Annotated in this window: 18 protein-coding genes; 14 read left to right on the top strand and 4 right to left on the bottom strand. The window is 48.6% G+C overall.

What is annotated here, in order from left to right; genetic code table 11:
• Window positions 1-28: 28 nt before the first annotated feature.
• The 3 genes from KU855_RS14355 to KU855_RS14365 all read right to left on the bottom strand — a co-directional run bounded on the left by KU855_RS14355 (window position 29) and on the right by KU855_RS14365 (window position 5,074).
• Window positions 29-1,120, bottom strand: coding sequence for a sensor domain-containing diguanylate cyclase (locus tag KU855_RS14355; RefSeq protein ID WP_218530973.1), 1,092 nt, complete (start codon window positions 1,118-1,120; stop codon window positions 29-31).
• Between the two features lie 327 nt (window positions 1,121-1,447).
• On the bottom strand, window positions 1,448-1,792 hold the full coding sequence (locus KU855_RS14360) for a DP-EP family protein (protein ID WP_218530974.1): 345 nt from the start codon (window positions 1,790-1,792) through the stop codon (window positions 1,448-1,450).
• A 93-nt stretch (window positions 1,793-1,885) separates the two neighbouring features.
• On the bottom strand, window positions 1,886-5,074 hold the full coding sequence (locus tag KU855_RS14365; protein ID WP_218530975.1) for a winged helix-turn-helix domain-containing protein: 3,189 nt from the start codon (window positions 5,072-5,074) through the stop codon (window positions 1,886-1,888).
• 328 nt (window positions 5,075-5,402) lie between these two features.
• Here KU855_RS14365 and KU855_RS14370 point away from each other — a divergent pair, with 328 nt between their 5' ends.
• Entirely contained in the window at window positions 5,403-5,786 is a 384-nt protein-coding gene (locus KU855_RS14370; protein WP_218530976.1) for a gamma-butyrobetaine hydroxylase-like domain-containing protein, read from the top strand.
• Between the two features lie 41 nt (window positions 5,787-5,827).
• Here KU855_RS14370 and KU855_RS14375 read toward each other — a convergent pair whose 3' ends face one another.
• Window positions 5,828-6,103, bottom strand: coding sequence for a YgjV family protein (locus tag KU855_RS14375; protein WP_218530977.1), 276 nt, complete (start codon window positions 6,101-6,103; stop codon window positions 5,828-5,830).
• Window positions 6,104-6,307: 204 nt separating this feature from the next.
• On the opposite strand from KU855_RS14375, the gene rraA reads away from it, so the two are divergent.
• The 13 genes from rraA to KU855_RS14440 all read left to right on the top strand — a co-directional run bounded on the left by rraA (window position 6,308) and on the right by KU855_RS14440 (window position 17,617).
• Complete coding sequence (rraA, locus tag KU855_RS14380) at window positions 6,308-6,793, top strand: ribonuclease E activity regulator RraA (RefSeq protein WP_218530978.1); 486 nt, start codon at window positions 6,308-6,310, stop codon at window positions 6,791-6,793.
• A gap of 131 nt (window positions 6,794-6,924) precedes the next feature.
• Window positions 6,925-7,935 carry a formimidoylglutamase gene (locus KU855_RS14385; RefSeq protein WP_218530979.1) on the top strand — a complete coding sequence of 337 codons (1,011 nt, stop codon included), beginning with the start codon at window positions 6,925-6,927 and terminating at the stop codon, window positions 7,933-7,935.
• Between the two features lie 191 nt (window positions 7,936-8,126).
• A complete protein-coding gene (ubiE, locus tag KU855_RS14390) occupies window positions 8,127-8,882 on the top strand; it encodes a bifunctional demethylmenaquinone methyltransferase/2-methoxy-6-polyprenyl-1,4-benzoquinol methylase UbiE (RefSeq protein WP_218530980.1) in 756 nt (251 codons plus the stop codon).
• Window position 8,883: 1 nt separating this feature from the next.
• On the top strand, window positions 8,884-9,498 hold the full coding sequence (locus KU855_RS14395) for an SCP2 domain-containing protein (RefSeq protein ID WP_218530981.1): 615 nt from the start codon (window positions 8,884-8,886) through the stop codon (window positions 9,496-9,498).
• On the top strand, window positions 9,495-11,144 hold the full coding sequence (ubiB, locus tag KU855_RS14400) for a ubiquinone biosynthesis regulatory protein kinase UbiB (protein WP_218530982.1): 1,650 nt from the start codon (window positions 9,495-9,497) through the stop codon (window positions 11,142-11,144). Before KU855_RS14395 ends, ubiB begins: the two co-directional genes overlap by 4 nt.
• A 63-nt stretch (window positions 11,145-11,207) precedes the next feature.
• Window positions 11,208-11,468 carry a Sec-independent protein translocase subunit TatA gene (gene tatA / locus KU855_RS14405; RefSeq protein WP_218530983.1) on the top strand — a complete coding sequence of 87 codons (261 nt, stop codon included), beginning with the start codon at window positions 11,208-11,210 and terminating at the stop codon, window positions 11,466-11,468.
• 6 nt (window positions 11,469-11,474) lie between these two features.
• On the top strand, window positions 11,475-11,891 hold the full coding sequence (tatB, locus tag KU855_RS14410; protein ID WP_218530984.1) for a Sec-independent protein translocase protein TatB: 417 nt from the start codon (window positions 11,475-11,477) through the stop codon (window positions 11,889-11,891).
• Between the two features lie 3 nt (window positions 11,892-11,894).
• A complete protein-coding gene (gene tatC / locus KU855_RS14415; RefSeq protein ID WP_218530985.1) occupies window positions 11,895-12,650 on the top strand; it encodes a twin-arginine translocase subunit TatC in 756 nt (251 codons plus the stop codon).
• A gap of 105 nt (window positions 12,651-12,755) precedes the next feature.
• The gene (locus tag KU855_RS14420; protein WP_218530986.1) at window positions 12,756-13,250 is read left to right on the top strand and encodes a type VI secretion protein; all 495 of its coding nucleotides are present in this window, start codon (window positions 12,756-12,758) and stop codon (window positions 13,248-13,250) included.
• A 13-nt stretch (window positions 13,251-13,263) separates the two neighbouring features.
• Window positions 13,264-14,043, top strand: coding sequence for a TatD family hydrolase (locus KU855_RS14425; protein ID WP_218530991.1), 780 nt, complete (start codon window positions 13,264-13,266; stop codon window positions 14,041-14,043).
• Window positions 14,036-15,883: a diguanylate cyclase gene (locus tag KU855_RS14430; protein ID WP_218530987.1), complete on the top strand. Its 1,848-nt coding sequence runs from the start codon at window positions 14,036-14,038 to the stop codon at window positions 15,881-15,883. Before KU855_RS14425 ends, KU855_RS14430 begins: the two co-directional genes overlap by 8 nt.
• Window positions 15,884-15,919: 36 nt before the next feature.
• Window positions 15,920-16,933, top strand: coding sequence for a porphobilinogen synthase (gene hemB, locus KU855_RS14435; protein ID WP_218530988.1), 1,014 nt, complete (start codon window positions 15,920-15,922; stop codon window positions 16,931-16,933).
• 153 nt (window positions 16,934-17,086) lie between these two features.
• Window positions 17,087-17,617, top strand: coding sequence for a thioredoxin family protein (locus KU855_RS14440; RefSeq protein ID WP_218530989.1), 531 nt, complete (start codon window positions 17,087-17,089; stop codon window positions 17,615-17,617).
• Window positions 17,618-17,885: the final 268 nt, after the last annotated feature.

Consider the following 17,885-nt stretch of genomic DNA (forward strand, 5'->3'; position numbering starts at 1 on the left):
TCATGACCTCCCAGCAGTTTCCCTGAGATTAGCACGAAAAGTTAATCCGATTACGTCCGTCGGCTTTGGCACGATATAACGCGGTATCGGCACCACATAACATCGCCAGCGGGGTACGATAGCGCCCATGCAGTTCGGTACTAATGCCTTGGCTGACACTGACGCTAACCTCACTGCCCAGCTGTTGGTCTTCAAACGTTAATCGGCATACGGCTTGCTGAACCAGCCGAGCGGTTGCCTCCGCCACATGACTACCGTAATTAGGCAGAATAATCGCGAACTCTTCGCCACCATAACGGGCGGCAACACAGTCGTTAGATGGCAAGCTATTGCTAATTTGCTTGGCAATCTTGCGTAAGCATTCATCCCCTTGGATATGCCCGAATCGGTCATTAAACTGCTTAAAATAGTCGATATCTATCAGCAATACACTTATCGGTTGATGCTGGCTCACGCACTCATTCCACAGTGTTGTCAATTGCTCGTCAAAGACTCGGCGGTTACACAGCGAAGTTAAGCCATCAATTGATGCCAATTGATTGAGGCGATCCCATTCTTGTTTATGCTGACTCACATCATGAATGCTGATGCCAAATAAGGCTTGCTCAGCAGGCATGTAGCTCACGCTGAGCTCCACTTCAATCAATTGTTCATTGCCGCACTTGAGTTGAGTTGCCACCGGCTTTTGGTAAACCGCATTAGACTGATGCAACATCAAGCTAAATGCACTGGCATGCTTGGCCGCATGTTCACTCATCAGCTGATCAAACAAGGCGGCCGATTGAGATAACATGGGCTCAGTAAGCAAACTCTGCCAATGTTGACCGATCATCTCTTGCTCCCCCCAAGACAGCAGCGTTGCCGCTTGGGTATTGCACAGTACGATTTCTCCCTCAAGATTGACCACGATAAATGGCTGTGGCATGTAGTGAACGAGCATGGGCAAACCCGACAACGGCACTGATACCAATGGCGTTTGATGAGCGACTTTATCATCAGAAGCGACGGCCTCAGACATAGAATCATCAGATAGCGGCTGCCTAAAACCTGCTAGCGACACCCTGTCCATGGCAGGAACTCGTGTCTTTTGTAAACCGACATTACATGATGTGTCTTGCATGATGGCTATCCTTGAGTCAAAAATTAACACATATGAACCGTATTCACCGCTAACAGTTCAGGTCATGTTGATTAGCTTACTCATCAATGCAAGTGATAACCTTCTGGCAACCTTCTAATTTAAAGCCCTGATATTGAATATAAAAAATTATTTTTCAGCGTTGACTTACCGACATTGGTTAGCCTGAATATCGCCAATTTAACGAGGGGACGCTACCGACTCATGATGTTGGCCGGCTATTGGAGGATAACAATCTATCCGAATCAGAATGGCCGAGAGACATCCACCACTCATAGAAAGTTACCCATGAGTGGTTTGTGCTTATGATTAATGACGCTCTTTATTAATGACCGCCGGATCATGGCTGCTCAGCAATAGGCTACTGCCGGCGATGTTGAACACTAGGCGGAAACCCGTTTTACCATAAATCTCGTCAGTATCTTGCAGGGTCAAGACCGTCGGCTCAACGTTCACTGCGTCGATAATACGGTCAAACGGGGTTGAGAATGACGCGCCCGCAAAACTCAGCCCCTGAGCGGTGTTATCGATCAAGTGATACACGATCTGAGTGTTGCTCTCGGTGACGACCACTGGACCGGCAGGCTCATAGACAAACTGAGGTGTACCGGCGTTATCTAGACTCACTGTGACCGTGATATTTTTTTCTGGCATGGTTTCTTCCTTTTTGATGTTGTTATTCATAAATGACCTGCCGCTACTCGCAGCGATAGCCATCAACGAGACACTCAACCGCCTGTTGAATTTTCATGACTCATCAAGGCATTCAAGAGATTTTTGATAGGGGATTAATAATCGGGGGTCTTTCGATTTTTGAGTCACAGGAGCAAGATATTGCGCCACGTTTGCACAATGTTGTCGGTAACTCAAATCATCTAAGGCTTGCTTAACCCGCGCCTGCAACATTTCAGCTTCAGATAAATCACTCAGCAAACTCACATCCTCAGCCCCCTCAACATATAAGCTGCTGAGTAAGCTGACGGATTGATGGATATCTGCCAACGATTCTGAATAGAGGCCGTGACGAAAGCGCTGCTTTGCCATCGCCCAATACCCAAGAGCCATTACCCGCTGTTGACGCACGGCCGAAAAATGCTTGCTACTTGCCAGTAAGTCACGCTTAAAAGCCACAAGAGACGCAGTATCATCGAGTGGCACGAGCCCTTGCAAAATTTTGTCACTGTTTAGCATCATCAAGTCAAACAGCCAATTTTGATTGTTAGGGTCGATGACCAGCATTTCTTGCCGGATGAGGTGCGCTTGTTTTAAGGCATCCTCACCGCGTACAGTATCGCCATTAAAAAAATATAAGCGGGCCACTTTAGCCAAAAAATGGCCGCGTCTATCCTTGGCATAAACCTCATTAACCCCCTGCAAACTCAACTCAATTTTTTCATAAATCCTGATGGCTCCAGCAATATTACCTGTCCCTTCCATCGCGCTGGCCAGCCAAGATTGAGTATTGGCAATATCCGCCACCCACTGCTCATTATTAGGCTCTAGCGATAACAAGCGTTGCTGAGTGACGAGAGCTCGCTCAAAATTCGTCGTCGCTTGCTCGAACGCCATGTTTTTCAAATCCACCGACCCTAAAGAACTCTGAGCATAAGCCAACTCGGCCAAGGCATCCGCCATCTCCGGCGCCACAGCGACCATGGCTTGACTGTGGCTTAAATACTGCTCAAACCACGGCCTTGCCGCTAACCAATCACTCTTATCAAATTCTAACTGACCAAGCCAAAAGGCATTCGCGCCGAGGGTTTTCAGCAATTCAAGGTTGTCAGCTTGCTCCACCAACAAAGGTAATAGCCGGTTGCGTGCCGCCAACAATGCCGCCTCGGCTTCATCATTTTTTCCCCGAGAATACGCGACCTCGCCCATGGCCTCTAAGGTTTGTCCATATTGAAAACGGGCGTCAAAACTCAACTGTTGATCGGCGGATTGATTATCAGGATTGCTAAAATACTCCAGCGCCTTATTACTGATACCATCGAGTAAGTCCATTCGACCAATACTTCGCAGTTTGTCGGCGAAATCACCGACCATAAAACCCAATAAATTTTCCGCCGACAATCGTCGCTGTTGTGCTTGTTGTTGGGCGTCATAACTTTTAATGCTCATGAGCACAGAGGTCAGGGTTAACAAACACAGCAAGCCGCCAGTCCCCCGCCAGAGCCAGCGGCCAATAGCGACTCGCTTGGTGGACGCGGCAATAAAATCAGTGTCTTCAGGCTCTAAGCTAAATAATGGATTTTGCTGCAAGCTTTGCGCTTCTTTGAGCGGTTTACCATCAGCCAGCAGGTAAGCCCGATTTCGTCCTTCCTGTCGCCAACGCTTAGACAGTTGTTGCAAGCGACTCTTAATGGCGAGACTGTCTTTGTGCTGCTCAATCCATTGACTGGCTCGTGGCCAACGACGTAAAAGGGCTTCATGTGCAATGCTAAAGCAGGCTTCATTATTATGTAAATGCGATACAAATAAGCGGCTATCGACTAAGGCTTGCACCAACGCCTTTTCGCTATTGCTTTGCAATTGAGACCAACGAGCACTGCGGCTAGTGATCGATTGTTCATCTTCTCTCAAGGTGACCAATAATGACAATATACGCGGCAACGTGGCCTTTTGCGCCGCAGTCAAATGGTTAACGGCTTCTTCGGCATTTTTGCCAATAGCACCTTCAATCCCCCCAAGATCCTGATACACACGCAGGCACAACTGATCGTCACTGCTACGCTGCAAATACAACGCTTGGAGGGTGTATTGCAACATGGGCAAGGCATCAGGATTGCTCATAGCTTCACTGCATAACAGTTCATCCAATCCCATACCAGAAACACTATCGACTTCCCAGCGTAGCCCTGCGGCTTGCGCAGGCAAACGGATCATTTGCAGCAACTCATTGAGGGTTGGCGCCGCCAGATCAAAATGTGCCCCTTTGCCTTTACCAGCCATCAAACTCGGATAAGCAACCAATTCAGGGTAAAAATCATTACGACAAGCGCTGATCACCAATACACAGTGACAAGTTGCAAACTGCTCCATGATATCTACGAATTCTTGCGTTTCTTGCGGACTAAATTGTTGGCTGGCCAGTAACACCTCTAACCTGTCGACCACTAAGGCTAAGTAATTTTTATGGCCCGACAGATGCTTGCCCTGCGCCGCGAGCGCCGCTTGGCAACAGCTAATCACTTGTGCCATATCCTGTTTAAGCGCGTCAGCTAATTGCTCAGCACTCCAACCTGAAAACACCGGCTCGTCTTTGATATCCCAATCAAGTAAGGTCGCAGCAAGATGAGTTAATAATTGCTGCTGCGGCACATCGGCAAAATCCAGGCTGACCGCGCTTGGCACATAGATGCCGTGATAACCGGCAGGTGCCATTAAATTAGGCAAAATACCCGCATGGATCAGCGACGACTTGCCACTGCCGCTGGGCCCTAACACCAAACTAAAGCTGCGGCCAAATTGGACCTGCTTGGCAATACGTTTTAATAAGGTACTGATTTGCGCGTTACGCCCAAAAAATACCTCGGCATAATCAGCACTATACGCTTGGAGCCCAGGAAACGGTGAATCGCCTTGCCACGCCTGCAACGTCGCGGTTGCCTCATGACCGATGGGAAATGTCACCGCGGCAAGGGTGCGATAGCCACGTTTGCGAATGGTTTCAATATACGTTGGCGCAGTCGCACTATCACCGAGCACTCGGCGCAACTGATTTATGACTTTATGTAGTGGATTATCACCGGTTTCGATGTTGGGCCAGCAATGCTTGACGATGTCATCCGAGGACACCACTTGCCCCGGGTTCTGGCATAAGAAGAGCAATACATCCATGGCTTTGGGTTCTAGCTGCTTGAGCTTGTCGCCTTGCCTTAAGCTATTTGAGTTGACTTCAACTTGCCAATCGCCAAAAAAAAACAGGTTATCCATTGCGCATCCCATGCCGTGGCGTGACTACATGCAAGCCTTCGACTTAACCAAGTAATCGTGCCGAAAACCAACAAAGCAACTAATTTGCATCATTATGCCAACATGCGTGCGACTTGACCACCTCACCAAAATCAAACGTCATTGCCGCCGACACCTAGCCACTAAACCATCAAAAGCAATCGTCAGCGACGGCGCACAATCACGCAGCTTTCGCCGGGGAGCTTGCAGCCATGGGCGCTTGGCGATACCATGACCTCCCACGCTGACAGCTCGAGCCAACGACACCAGGCAAGGGTTTTTGGTCATTTTCTGTTGATGGATACATGTTATGGCAACACCTCAGGTCACTTCATTAAAATTAAAACGTAAATCGCGCCTGCTTGAAGTAGGCTTTGCCGATGGTAGCCTGCACCAAATGACCTGCGAGTTCTTGCGAGTTCACTCCCCGTCGGCTGAAGTCCATGGTCATGGCAACCCGGTACTGGTCACTCATAAAAAAAACGTTAATATCACAGCCATTGAACCGGTGGGAAACTATGCGGTAAAGCTGGTGTTTGATGATGGCCACGATACGGGATTGTTTTCATGGCAGGTGTTGTTTGATTTGGCGAGCCATCAAACTGAACTATGGCCGCAATATTTAGCCCGACTGCGCGCCGCTAAAGGCTCACGCGAACCTTTGATCAGCATGAACATTAAGTATTCTGATTAATACTGCGGACCCAGTGAATCACCTTAGCGACTCCCTGAGCATTAGCGCGTTCGGGGAGGAGATGCTGGCGCGGGCGGTGACCGTCGCTGGGCTCGATAAATTTTGATTAAATGATAGATATTAATGCCGGCCACAAAGGCATTCATGCCCGCCACCGGCCAAGCCGCAATCAATATGCCATAAATCGAAAACGCCACGCAGCCGACAAAGTTTAGCCATCGCAACCACACAATATTTTTCATCATCAATGAGATGGCCACCATTACCGACGCAAAATACCCCAGTATTTCGACCCACATATGTTGATCAATACCCATAGTCGCCTCGCAACATAACCTCAACACGAACGTAACCTCAAGGGTGCCATGTATTGCGGTACTTGCAAAGCAAAAGCAGTTTGGCACACCGCATTAGCGCCAACTTAACAATTGCGTGATTGATAACGCTTTTCTTTTCAATAAAGCCTTATATACTGACTCAAGACTCTTGATCAATCTGCCTAATCGGCAAGGGGATAATATATGGAATACAACACCTCAGAACTGTGTGACATGTTCATTGACGTCGTTGACGTGGTCGAACCCATGTTCAGCAATTACGGTGGTTGTAGCTCCTTTGGCGGAGTAATCAGCACCATTAAATGCTATGAAGATAACGGTTTGATTGCAGACGTACTCTCAGAAGAAGGTCAAGGTAAAGTGCTGTTGATTGATGGTGGTGGCTCACTGCGTCGCGCCTTGGTGGATGCCAGCATTGCTCAACTCGCGGTTAATAATAACTGGGAAGGCATACTGGTTTATGGCTCAGTTCGCGATGTGGATGCCCTCGAAGAGCTGGACATTGGTATTCAAGCGGTAGCCTCTATCCCTGTCGGTGCCGATGCCAATGGCATTGGTGAAGTCGACGTACCGGTGAATTTTGGCGGAGTATCTTTCTTGCCTGGTGATCATGTCTATGCCGATAACACTGGGGTGATTTTATCGCCTGAACCATTAGATCTGGAATAGTCGCCCAGCCGAAAATCCATGCTTGCAGACCACGACTGTCGAGCAATATTAAGGGAGCGTTTGCTCCCTTTTGTTTTATTCGCCCGCAGCAATCGTTATGATAATGGCACTGATGATGACACGGATTGCCCATGATTAGCCTCAAGCATTTTTCCACTCAACAACGCCAGTCATTACTGAGCCTGCGCCCACTAGAAACCCATATTGGCGAGCGCGTTCATTGGCTCGAGCAATTTACCGCTCGCGCCTTACACGCGGCCAAGGCGCACGGAGCTCGCTTTGCTCTGATTGGCATTAATGAAGACATTGGCCCCCGAGCGAATCTTGGTCGCGGCGGCAGTGGTCCCGGTTTTTTGGCCTGCTTGCAGCAACTACTCAATTGGCAAAATAATGAATTTTTTGATGGCAACTCATTGCTCATCGTTGGTGAAATTCACTGCCACACCGACGCTCCCACCGTAGAAGCATTACGCCAACAGTTATCTCAGCTCGATGATACGGTGACTCAAATCGCCAGTCAATTATTCGCCGCGGGCTTAGAGCCGATAGTCATCGGTGGCGGTCATAATAATGCCTTTGGCCTAATTGAAGCGCTGCATCAATACACCCAACAGGGCGTGAGTGCCGTCAATCTTGATCCTCACAGTGATTTTCGCCCCACCGAAGGACGCCATAGCGGCAATGGCTTCAGCTATGCGGCCGCCAGTGGCGCCTTGCAGCAATATCAAATCCTCGGCCTACACGAGCACAAAAACAGCAGCGCTTCATTGCAACAACTGGCCGAATTTAATGGTCGTTTTCATAGCTATCAAGCCATATGGCAACGACGGGAACTTAGCTTCAGCGCCGCCATTGACGACATCATGGCGCATTTAGCCCCTGATGCCCCGCTCGCCCTCGAGTTAGATGTCGATGCCATCAGCTATATGCCATCGAGCGCCATGACCTGTGCTGGCGTGAGTTTAACCGATGCCTGTTATTACCTGTCTCGTTTTAGCCGTGAATGTCAGCCATATTATTGTCACTTAGCAGAAGCGGCGCCCAACTGCCATCCCGCAGGTATTGATGCAGGTATGCGCCATACCGGCCAAGCCTTGGCTGAGCTTGCCATGAGCTATATGCAGGGGCGTTTAGCCCAATAATTGTGGCCGTATGCGCATTAACAGCAGCGGCATAGGTTCACCCCGCCGCCGCTTTATGGTCTAATGCGCAATCTAAGGGTCAAGTGCCGGAATCAAGGACTGGATCACAGAGTGTTGGTATAAGGATTTTGCCCGTCGTGGCTTTGTCTTACACTCACCCATTACTACTGAAGCGAATAGGATACATTGCCATGTCTGAGGACAAGCCAAATAGCACCCATTTTGGTTATAAAACCGTTGATACCGATAAAAAAGCTGAGCTGGTCGCCAGTGTGTTTCATTCGGTAGCCGCCAAGTATGACATTATGAATGATGTGATGTCGTTTGGTGTTCATCGGCTGTGGAAACGCTTCACGATCCAAACCGCTGGCGCGCGCCCTGGAATGAAGGTGTTGGATCTGGCCGGTGGCACTGGCGATTTAACCGCAAAATTTTCAAAATTAGTCGGTGATAAAGGCCAGGTGGTATTGGCCGATATCAATGACTCCATGTTGAAAGTCGGTCGCAGTAAACTCAGAGACCGCGGCATTATTGGTAACGTCAACTATGTCCAAGCCAATGCCGAAGCACTGCCGTTTCCGGACAATCATTTCGACATCATTACCATTGCTTTTGGCCTGCGCAATGTCACCGACAAAGATGCCGCCCTGCGTTCAATGCAACGAGTGCTCAAGCCAGGTGGCAAACTCTTAGTGTTAGAGTTCTCAACACCTCAGCATGAAATTATGCGCAAAGTGTATGACGTATACAGTTTTAAAGTCATCCCGAAAATGGGCGACTTTATCACGAAAGATGCTGGCAGCTACGAGTATCTAGCCGAATCTATCCGTATGCACCCAGATCAAGAAACCTTAAAGCACATGATGCAAGATGCCGGTTTTGAGCAAGTGGAATACACCAATATGACCGATGGTGTGGTGGCATTACATAAAGGATATAAATTCTAGTATGCCGACCGAATGGCCTATGTTGATCTGCGGTATAGTGGAAACTGGACTGCAGCAATTACAAGCGCAAGCCCCCCATGAGTATCGCCGCAGTCAGCTCCCTGGCAAGGTGATCGTCATTGAGCTGGCGCAGTTGCCATTTCCAATCTGCCTGATTTGCCAAGAGAGCATTCATGTTTTCAGTGACTATCAAGATCAGGCCGATGTTAGCTTAAGCACCGATATCGCCAGCCTGATTGCCTTAACCCGCGGTGACAGTGTCACCGACTTAATTAAGCAAGATAAGTTGGTACTAACTGGGGATTTACAGGTACTACAGTCCCTGAGTCGTTATCTGCAAATGAATCCCCCCGATGTGGCTAATGCCTTATCGCTGTATATTGGCGACGTGCCAGTGCATCACCTTGAACAAGCAGGGCGCCGCACCGTCGATATGGCGCGCACTCTCTGGCAAGCCAGTTGGCAACATATGGGCGAGTTAGCTACCGAAGAGTATCGCATTGCACCTCATCGCATCGAATTTATCCACAGATGCGATCAGATTGAAGCCCTTGCCGCCGACATTGATGCCGTAGAACAAAGGATTAACCACTTGATTGCTAAGGTAAGCTCATGACATTAGCCAGTATTCGCCGTGGCTATCAAGTGCTACGCACTCTATTACAGTTTGGCCTAGATAAAGCCATTCCAGCCCAGCAGCGCCCTTGGTCGCTACGCCTGATTAAACTGTGTTTATTTTGGATTCGCGATCAACATCCCGGCATGCACAATGGCGAACGACTCAAACTCGCCATGCAAGCGCTCGGGCCGGTGTACATTAAATTCGGCCAAATGTTATCGACTCGCCGTGATTTACTGGACGATGACTGGGCCGAGCAGCTGGCCATGTTACAAGACAAGGTGCCACCTTTCGATTCGGCCTTAGCCAGAGCCGCGATAGAAGCGGAACTGCAAGCACCGATTGCGAGCTTGTTTGACGATTTTGATGACATCCCGCTGGCCTCAGCGTCCATTAGCCAAGTTCACACCGCTACCTTAAAGTCCACCGGCGAAGCCGTGGTGCTCAAAGTGCTGCGCCCCAATGTCGAACAGCAAATTTTAGCCGATCTCGAACTGATGGAACAAAGCGCTAACATGTTGAATTGGCTGCTAGGAGACGGCAACCGTTTGCGGCCTATCGAGGTGGTGGCCGATTATCGAGCCACGATTTTAGGCGAACTTAATTTAAAGCTTGAGGCTCATAACGCCGTTCGTTTACGTAACAACTTTATCGATTCCAATGCCCTGTACATTCCTTACGTTTATGAAGACCTGTGCTTCCCACGCCTGATGGTAATGGAACGTATTTATGGCATTCCTGTGTCCGATATCGCCGCGCTAAAAGCCCAAGGCACCGATCTTAAGTTGTTGGCCGAACGCGGGGTAGAACTGTTTTTCACCCAAGTATTTCGAGATAACTTTTTTCATGCGGACATGCATCCTGGCAATATTTTCATCTCAAAAGAGCACCCGCACGATCCCTTCTATATTGGCCTAGATTGCGGCATCATGGGCAGCCTCAATGATGACGATAAGCGCTATTTAGCCGAGGTGTTACTGGCGTTCTTTAATCGCAATTACCATCGCATTGCCGAGGTCTACCTAGACTCAGGCTGGGTCACCAGTGACACCGACACCCAAGCCTTTGAGCAAGCGATAAAAGCCGTGTGTGAGCCGATGTTCAACAAGCCGCTAAATGAAATCTCGTTTGGTCATGTGTTGCTTGAACTGTTTCGCACCGCCCGCCAATTTAAAATTGTGGTGCAGCCGCAACTGGTGCTGATAGAGAAAACCTTGCTCTATATCGAAGGCTTAGGTCGGCAGCTATACCCGCAGCTAGACTTATGGCAAACCGCCAAGCCCTTCCTGGAGCAATGGATGGCAGAACAGGTGGGCCCTAAGGCCATGTACAATAAAGTGCGCGCCAACTTGCCCTCATGGTCTGACAAATTGCCCGAACTGCCCGAGCTGATTTACGACAATTTAACCATGGGTAAGAAGTTGCTGGGAAGTCAGCAGCAATTGCTCGATCGTTACATAAAACACCAAAGACAGTTGCATAAAAGCAATTATCTGCTGATATCCAGTGCCAGTTTATTGATCTGTGGCACAATATTATTTAATCAGCAGGCTACACTATGGCCAGCGATCGTCTGCCTGAGCGTTGCGACTATTTTATGGTTGTTGGGATGGCGATCTAGACCAAAAAATCGCAAATTTTAGCTAGCACTAAATAACGACAGGTTCATAATAGAACCAAGTACATTCTTGAGAGGATACCTAAACATGGGTGGCATTAGCATTTGGCAACTTTTAATTATCGCACTGATCGTAGTGCTACTGTTCGGCACCAAGAAGCTGCGCTCATTGGGCGGTGACTTAGGCGGAGCAGTGAAAGGCTTTAAAAACGCCATGTCTAGCGACGAAGAAAAGAAAGCCATTGAAGAGCAAGCTGCAACAACCCAAGCCGCTGCTCAACCAACTCAGACAGCTCAAACAAGTGCACCGGCCGCTGACAAAAAGCCAGACACTGATAAACAGGCGTAACATCCTATGTTTGACGGTATCGGCTTCATGGAGCTGCTGCTAATCGGCATCATCGGCCTAGTGGTACTAGGCCCTGAGCGTTTACCGGTAGCTGTTCGCACAATTTCAGGTTGGATCCGTGCCATGAAACGCATGGCCAGCTCGGTTAAAGACGAACTCGAGCAAGAGCTCAAAATTGAGCAATTGCATTCAGATCTTAAGAAAGCTGAAGATAAAGGGTTATCAAACTTATCGCCTGAGTTGCAAGAGTCCATCAACCAACTTAAGCAAGCGGCGCAATCAGTTAACCGCCCATATCAGGTGGAAGACCAGAAAGCACCGGCGTCCGTGGCGACACCAGCTCAATCAACCCTTGAGCCAACCGCTGCCGAAAAGCCTGCGCCAGTGACCAAAGATGACTCTACTCCAAAAGCTAACGGATAATTGATGTCGCAACAACAACCTTTAATTAGCCACTTGTTAGAGCTAAGAACCAAGCTGTTGCAGGCCGTCGCCAGCGTATTGCTAGTATTTGTGTGCCTCGTATACTGGGCACAAGATATTTACCACTACATGGCCACGCCTTTGCTGCAAGTGCTGCCCGAATCTGGCAGCATGATTGCAACCGATGTAGCCGCGCCCTTCTTTGCACCGTTCAAGTTGACATTAATACTGTCATTTTTTATTGCCGTACCCTACGTGCTATATCAAATTTGGTCTTTTGTCGCTCCAGGTCTCTACAAGCATGAAAAGCGCTTGGTTATTCCCTTATTAGTCAGCAGCACCTTGCTGTTCTATCTGGGGATTGCATTTGCTTACTATATTGTCTTCCCCGTGGTTTTTGGGTTTTTCACCAGTGTCGCTCCAGAAGGCGTTAATATTGCCACCGATATTAATAGTTATCTCAATTTTGTACTGAAACTATTTTTTGCCTTTGGTTTAGCCTTCGAAATCCCTGTTGCAGTGATCTTGCTGTGTTGGGCTGGCGTGACGACCGTGGACGATCTCAAGGCCAAGCGTCCTTATATCGTGGTGGGTGCGTTCGTGATTGGCATGTTGTTAACGCCGCCGGACATTATTTCCCAGACCATGCTAGCCATCCCCATGTTGTTACTGTTTGAGCTCGGCTTATTAGCCGCTCGCTTCTACAGCAAAAAAGATGACGAAGAGGATGAGCAACAACCGGAGAACATCAACCACTAACTTATCGGGTTAGTCTTGATGACTCAATACCGCAGCATTCACCGTTGGTGAATGCTGCGTTTTGCTTTAATCTGTGATGAATAAATACAAGAATAAGGAAAAACAATGAAACCACTGATTATGGCAGCCATCTCAACCCTAATGCTAACCACACCGGCGTATGCCAATATCCACCAGCAACTAAGCCAATGCGCGGCGATTCACGACAAGCTTGAGCGCCTGATCTGTTTTGATGAATTAGCCGCCAATGTTGACCCCGCCATTGCACTGGCCCCAGCGACGCCTGCAGTCACCGCATCTGCAGCACCAGCAGCCCCTGCGGCCACCGCTGCCAGTCGCACCGAAGAATTTGGCAAACCAGCTAAAGTGGCGGCCGATGGCATCGATAAACTCTATTTCACGGTGGCGAAGGTCAGCGAGGCGCCTCGAGGTGAAGTCATAGTGACTTTTGACAATGGCCAAGTATGGCGCCAAGTTGATAGCCGCCGCTATAAAATTACGGTTGATGAGCAAGTGTTTATTGAACGCGGTGCACTGGGCTCATTCCTGTTAGGGAAAGATAGCCGTAATGGCACGATTCGAGTGACCCGCATTGACTAATCAGCTTCGCTACATGGATATTGCCGTCAATATTCTCGGCAATTCTCTGGAAACGCATTTGCCGCAAATACTGGCTGACGCCGCAGAGGTTGGCGTTAGTCCGCTGATCAATATTGGCAGTAATTTAGCTGAAAGCTCAGCCAGCATTGAGTTATGTCAACGCTATCCGAGGCAGATCTGGACGACGGCTGGCACGCATCCCCATCATGCCAGCCAATGGCAAGCGACGAGTCAGCAGCAATTACGCCAATTATGTCAGCAGCCCGGCGTGGTGGCGGTCGGCGAATGCGGCCTCGACTATAATCGTGATTTTTCACCTCGGGATAAACAACGTCACGCCTTCGCCGCGCAACTGGAGCTCGCTTGTGAGCTTGGTTTACCCGTGTTGATGCATGAACGTGACGCCCATGATGATTTCTTGGCCATTGTCAGCGAATACCGCGCTGGCTTAAGCCGGGCACTATTACATTGCTTTACCGGCACCCGCGAGCATATGCAGGCGTATATTGAGCTCGATCTTTATTTAGGCATCACAGGTTGGGTGTGCGATGAACGCCGTGGCAAAGCGTTAACCGAGTTGGTTAAGGATATCCCAGGCGAGCGAATATTAATTGAGACCGACAGTCCCTATTTATTGCCACGCTCTATGCGGCCGAAGCCAAAATCCAGCAAGAACGAGCCTAAATATCTGCCCTTTATTAGCCAAACTATTGCCGATCTCAGACAAGAGTCTGCGGCGGATTTTGCCAAGCAATGTTATCGCAACAGTCAGGTATTTTTTAATCTTGATTAAGTTGCTGCGTGGGCTCACCTTGTTACTGCTGGTGTGGATAGGCACAGCTCAAGCTCAGTCGTTGGTGATTGGGCAGACGCCTGCCGCGAGTTATGACATCAATTCGCACACCCTCTTTAAGCAACTGGACACTGATGCTGACTTTCAGCAGGTTGCTAATGGGCAACAATGGCAACGCCTCCGCAAAGATTCATTACCTTGGTTAGGGGCTCAGCACTTATGGCTCAAATTCTCCATCACCAATTTAAGTCAACAAAGCAGCTGGGTGCTCGTGCTGGATAATCCCCATATCGATTCGATGGAACTCTTTCTAGTGCAAGCGGGCGAAGTAATAAACCATTGGCATATGGGCGATCACTTTGCCTTTGCCCAGCGGCCTATCGACACCAGTGATTTTTTATTACCACTCAGCTTAGCGCCCTATGGGCATTATGATTTTTATCTAAAAATCAATACTAATAGCATTAGCAACTTGCCAATCCATCTGCTCAGTGGCAATGAATTTGCCGAGCTTTCCCAGACCCGAAATTTATTTTCTGGGTTTCAGATTGGCTTATTATGTGCCATTGGTCTCTTTAGCCTATTCACCGCATTAGCCATGCGCTCTTTGAGCTATGGCTATTATGCCGGCTACGTATTTTCCATGGCGTTTATCATCTTGACCTTACGTGGCCATGGCTATCATTACTTTTGGCCAAACTCACCATCAATTCAGCACTATATTTTGCAGTTACTCATCCCGCTAGCGCTGATCTTTGCTCTGATGTTCACTGAAAAAATGCTCAACTTAAAGCAGCAAGATATCCGCCTGCTGCGCCTAAGTCGCATCAGCGTTGGCTACTGCGTGTTACTGATGTTGTTCGCATTAATCGGCCAGAATTTTCTGGTGCTAAAAATCCAGTTAATTTCCGCCATCGTGTGCAGTGGCTTGATGATCTTCATCGCTTGGGTGCTCTCTCGCAAAGGATACACCTTAGCCAAGCTGTCGCTGTGCGGCTGGCTATTGATTTTGTTAGGAATTCTAGCCACATGTTTGTGCTATTTAGAGATATTACAGTGCGCAGATAGCCCCAATGAACCGCTCTTAGCCGCGTTATCCTTAGAAATTATTTTAATGGCCGGCGTATTAGCTTATCGTTTTCATTTACAATTTCGTGCCACCCAAAAAGCCCAAACGCAAGCGCAAGTGCAAGCCGAGCATTTGCGGGAAGTCAGGCTCGAAACCATGCGCGCCGAGTCGGCACGTGCCGAGCAATTGGAACTCATGGTGCAACAACGCACCTTAGAATTAGAAATTGCCCTGAAAGAACTCGGGCTTGCCAATGAAAAACTCACCATCCAAACCAAAACCGACAGCTTAACCGGGGTGCGTAACCGTAAAGCCTTTGATCAACGCTTAACAGCAGAAGGACGCGTGAGCCGCCGTCAACATACCCCGCTTGCCTTGCTGATGGTGGATATTGATAAATTTAAAGAGATTAATGACACCTTCGGTCATCTGGCCGGCGATGACATGTTAAGAGCCATTGCCATCACGCTGACCGAGCAACTTAAGCGCCCAACCGATCTGTTGTCACGTTTTGGCGGAGAAGAGTTTGCTATCATCTTACCCAATACCGATACATTCGGCGCCCAGCATGTCGCCGAGCGTATACGCCTTGCCGTGGATAACTTACAAATAGACAGGCAGGGCATCATTATTCCACTGACGGTCAGCATCGGGGTAAGTGCCGCCGTTATCGTCAGCGAAAACCAAGTAGCGGAGCTACTAGAGTTAGCTGACAAAGCATTATATCAAGCTAAAAATCAGGGTCGAAATCGCGTGTGTCTCGCACCATAGACAGACGGGTTCCGTTGTTTTATTCAGGAGTCGAATGTGAACATCATTACCAGTGCTTTTCCAAACCGCAGAATGCGCCGCATGCGTAAACATGAGTTTAGCCGTCGTTTAATGGCTGAAAATCGTTTAACTGTAAACGATCTTATTTATCCAATGTTTGTGCTTGAAGGTAACAATCGCACCGAGCAAATCGCCTCTATGCCAGGGATTGAACGCTATTCTATCGACTTACTTCTGAAAGAAGCCGAGCAGCTGGTCAAACTGGGCATCCCGCTCATCGCCCTATTCCCCGTCACGCCGTCAGAAAAGAAAAGCTTAATGGCCGAAGAAGCCTATAATGCTGACGCCTTAGCTCAACGCGCGGTGCGCGCCTTGAAAAAAGAATTTCCACAATTAGGGGTAATGACTGACGTTGCTCTCGATCCCTTCACCACCCATGGTCAAGATGGCATCATTGATGAAGAAGGTTATATCCTCAATGACATCACCACCGAGATTTTGGTGAAGCAAGCGTTATCCCACGCTGAAGCGGGTGCCGATATTGTGGCGCCGTCTGACATGATGGATGGCCGCATTGGCGCCATTCGCCAAGCCTTAGAAGCCGCCGGCCATGTCAACACCCAAATCATGGCTTATAGCGCCAAATACTCATCAAACTACTATGGTCCTTTCCGCGATGCCGTAGGTTCAGCGGGCAACCTCAAAGGTGGCAATAAACATAGCTACCAGATGGATCCGGCCAACTCTGATGAAGCCTTGCATGAAGTTGCGTTAGATATTCAAGAAGGTGCCGACATGGTGATGGTTAAGCCCGGTATGCCTTATTTGGATATAGTGCATCGTGTCAAAACCGAATTAGCCGTGCCGACCTTTGCTTACCAGGTCAGTGGGGAATATGCCATGCATATGGCCGCCATCGAAAATGGCTGGTTGGCCGAAAAAGCCATCGTGATGGAATCATTACTGTGCTTTAAACGTGCCGGTGCCGATGGCATTTTAACCTATTTTGCTAAACGTGCCGCTCAATGGCTGCAGGATGAAAAAGCCTAACACCGCGCCACATCGCATAAAAGTCACCTGAGGGTGACTTTTTTTATGGCAAACTTGAATTAGAGTGATCTTGTTAACAAGGATCATCACTCTCACTATACCTAACACTCCATCCATGGTTCGATATATCATCAGCTTGCAAAGGAGCATCTCATGAAAAGAACCATCATATCACTGCTATTCTCGACACTGGTGTTGTCACCAGCCGTACTAGCAGAGGGCGGATGTGGCTTTAACGAGCAACAACAAGGATTATTTGCCACGTGTGCAGAGGAGCAACAAGAAGTGATAGTCACCGGAGAAGTGAGCCCACAGGCCTTACTCTTATTGCCTGATTTTGGCCATGAACAAGCCTACCAAGCCGACCAACAAGCCATTAACGCGCTTAAGGCCATTGATACCCCGACCGACATCGTCGTGATTATTGGCACATGGTGCCCAGATTGTCACCGCGAAACCCCGCGATTTATCGAATTAATCGCCGCGGTAAACAACCCCAACATTCACGTGCGCTACATTGGTGTCGATAGGCAAAAACAAGATCCGCAAGGACTAAGTAGCCACTATGAATTTAGCCGGATCCCAACCTTTATTGTCCATCAAGGCAATCAAGAAATCGGCCGCATTATCGAACGCCCACAACAAACGTTAGAGCACGACTTGGTGTCGATACTTAAGCCGTAACTCCTGAGCTTCGCCCATAAAAATGTATGGTCCGCCTCGTTATTGCAAATGATATTTCCGATAACGAGGTTGGTTTGCGCTAATGTATTCGGAGTCTTCATTAGGTGCTACCACCCGCTCCACGATGAGTTCCGCGCTAGTTTGTCCTCAAAAAGCCCAAAGCATACTGCGTTGCTGTTTTTTATGTCAGGTCTTCAATCTAGTGGTCTGACCGTTCTGCCATCTTTTTTATCATCTGCAAACTCGGCTTAAACTCTTACTTCAAATG

It is taken from the genome of Shewanella sp. NIFS-20-20 (assembly GCF_019209865.1).
In the GTDB taxonomy this organism is placed as follows: Bacteria; Pseudomonadota; Gammaproteobacteria; order Enterobacterales; family Shewanellaceae; genus Shewanella.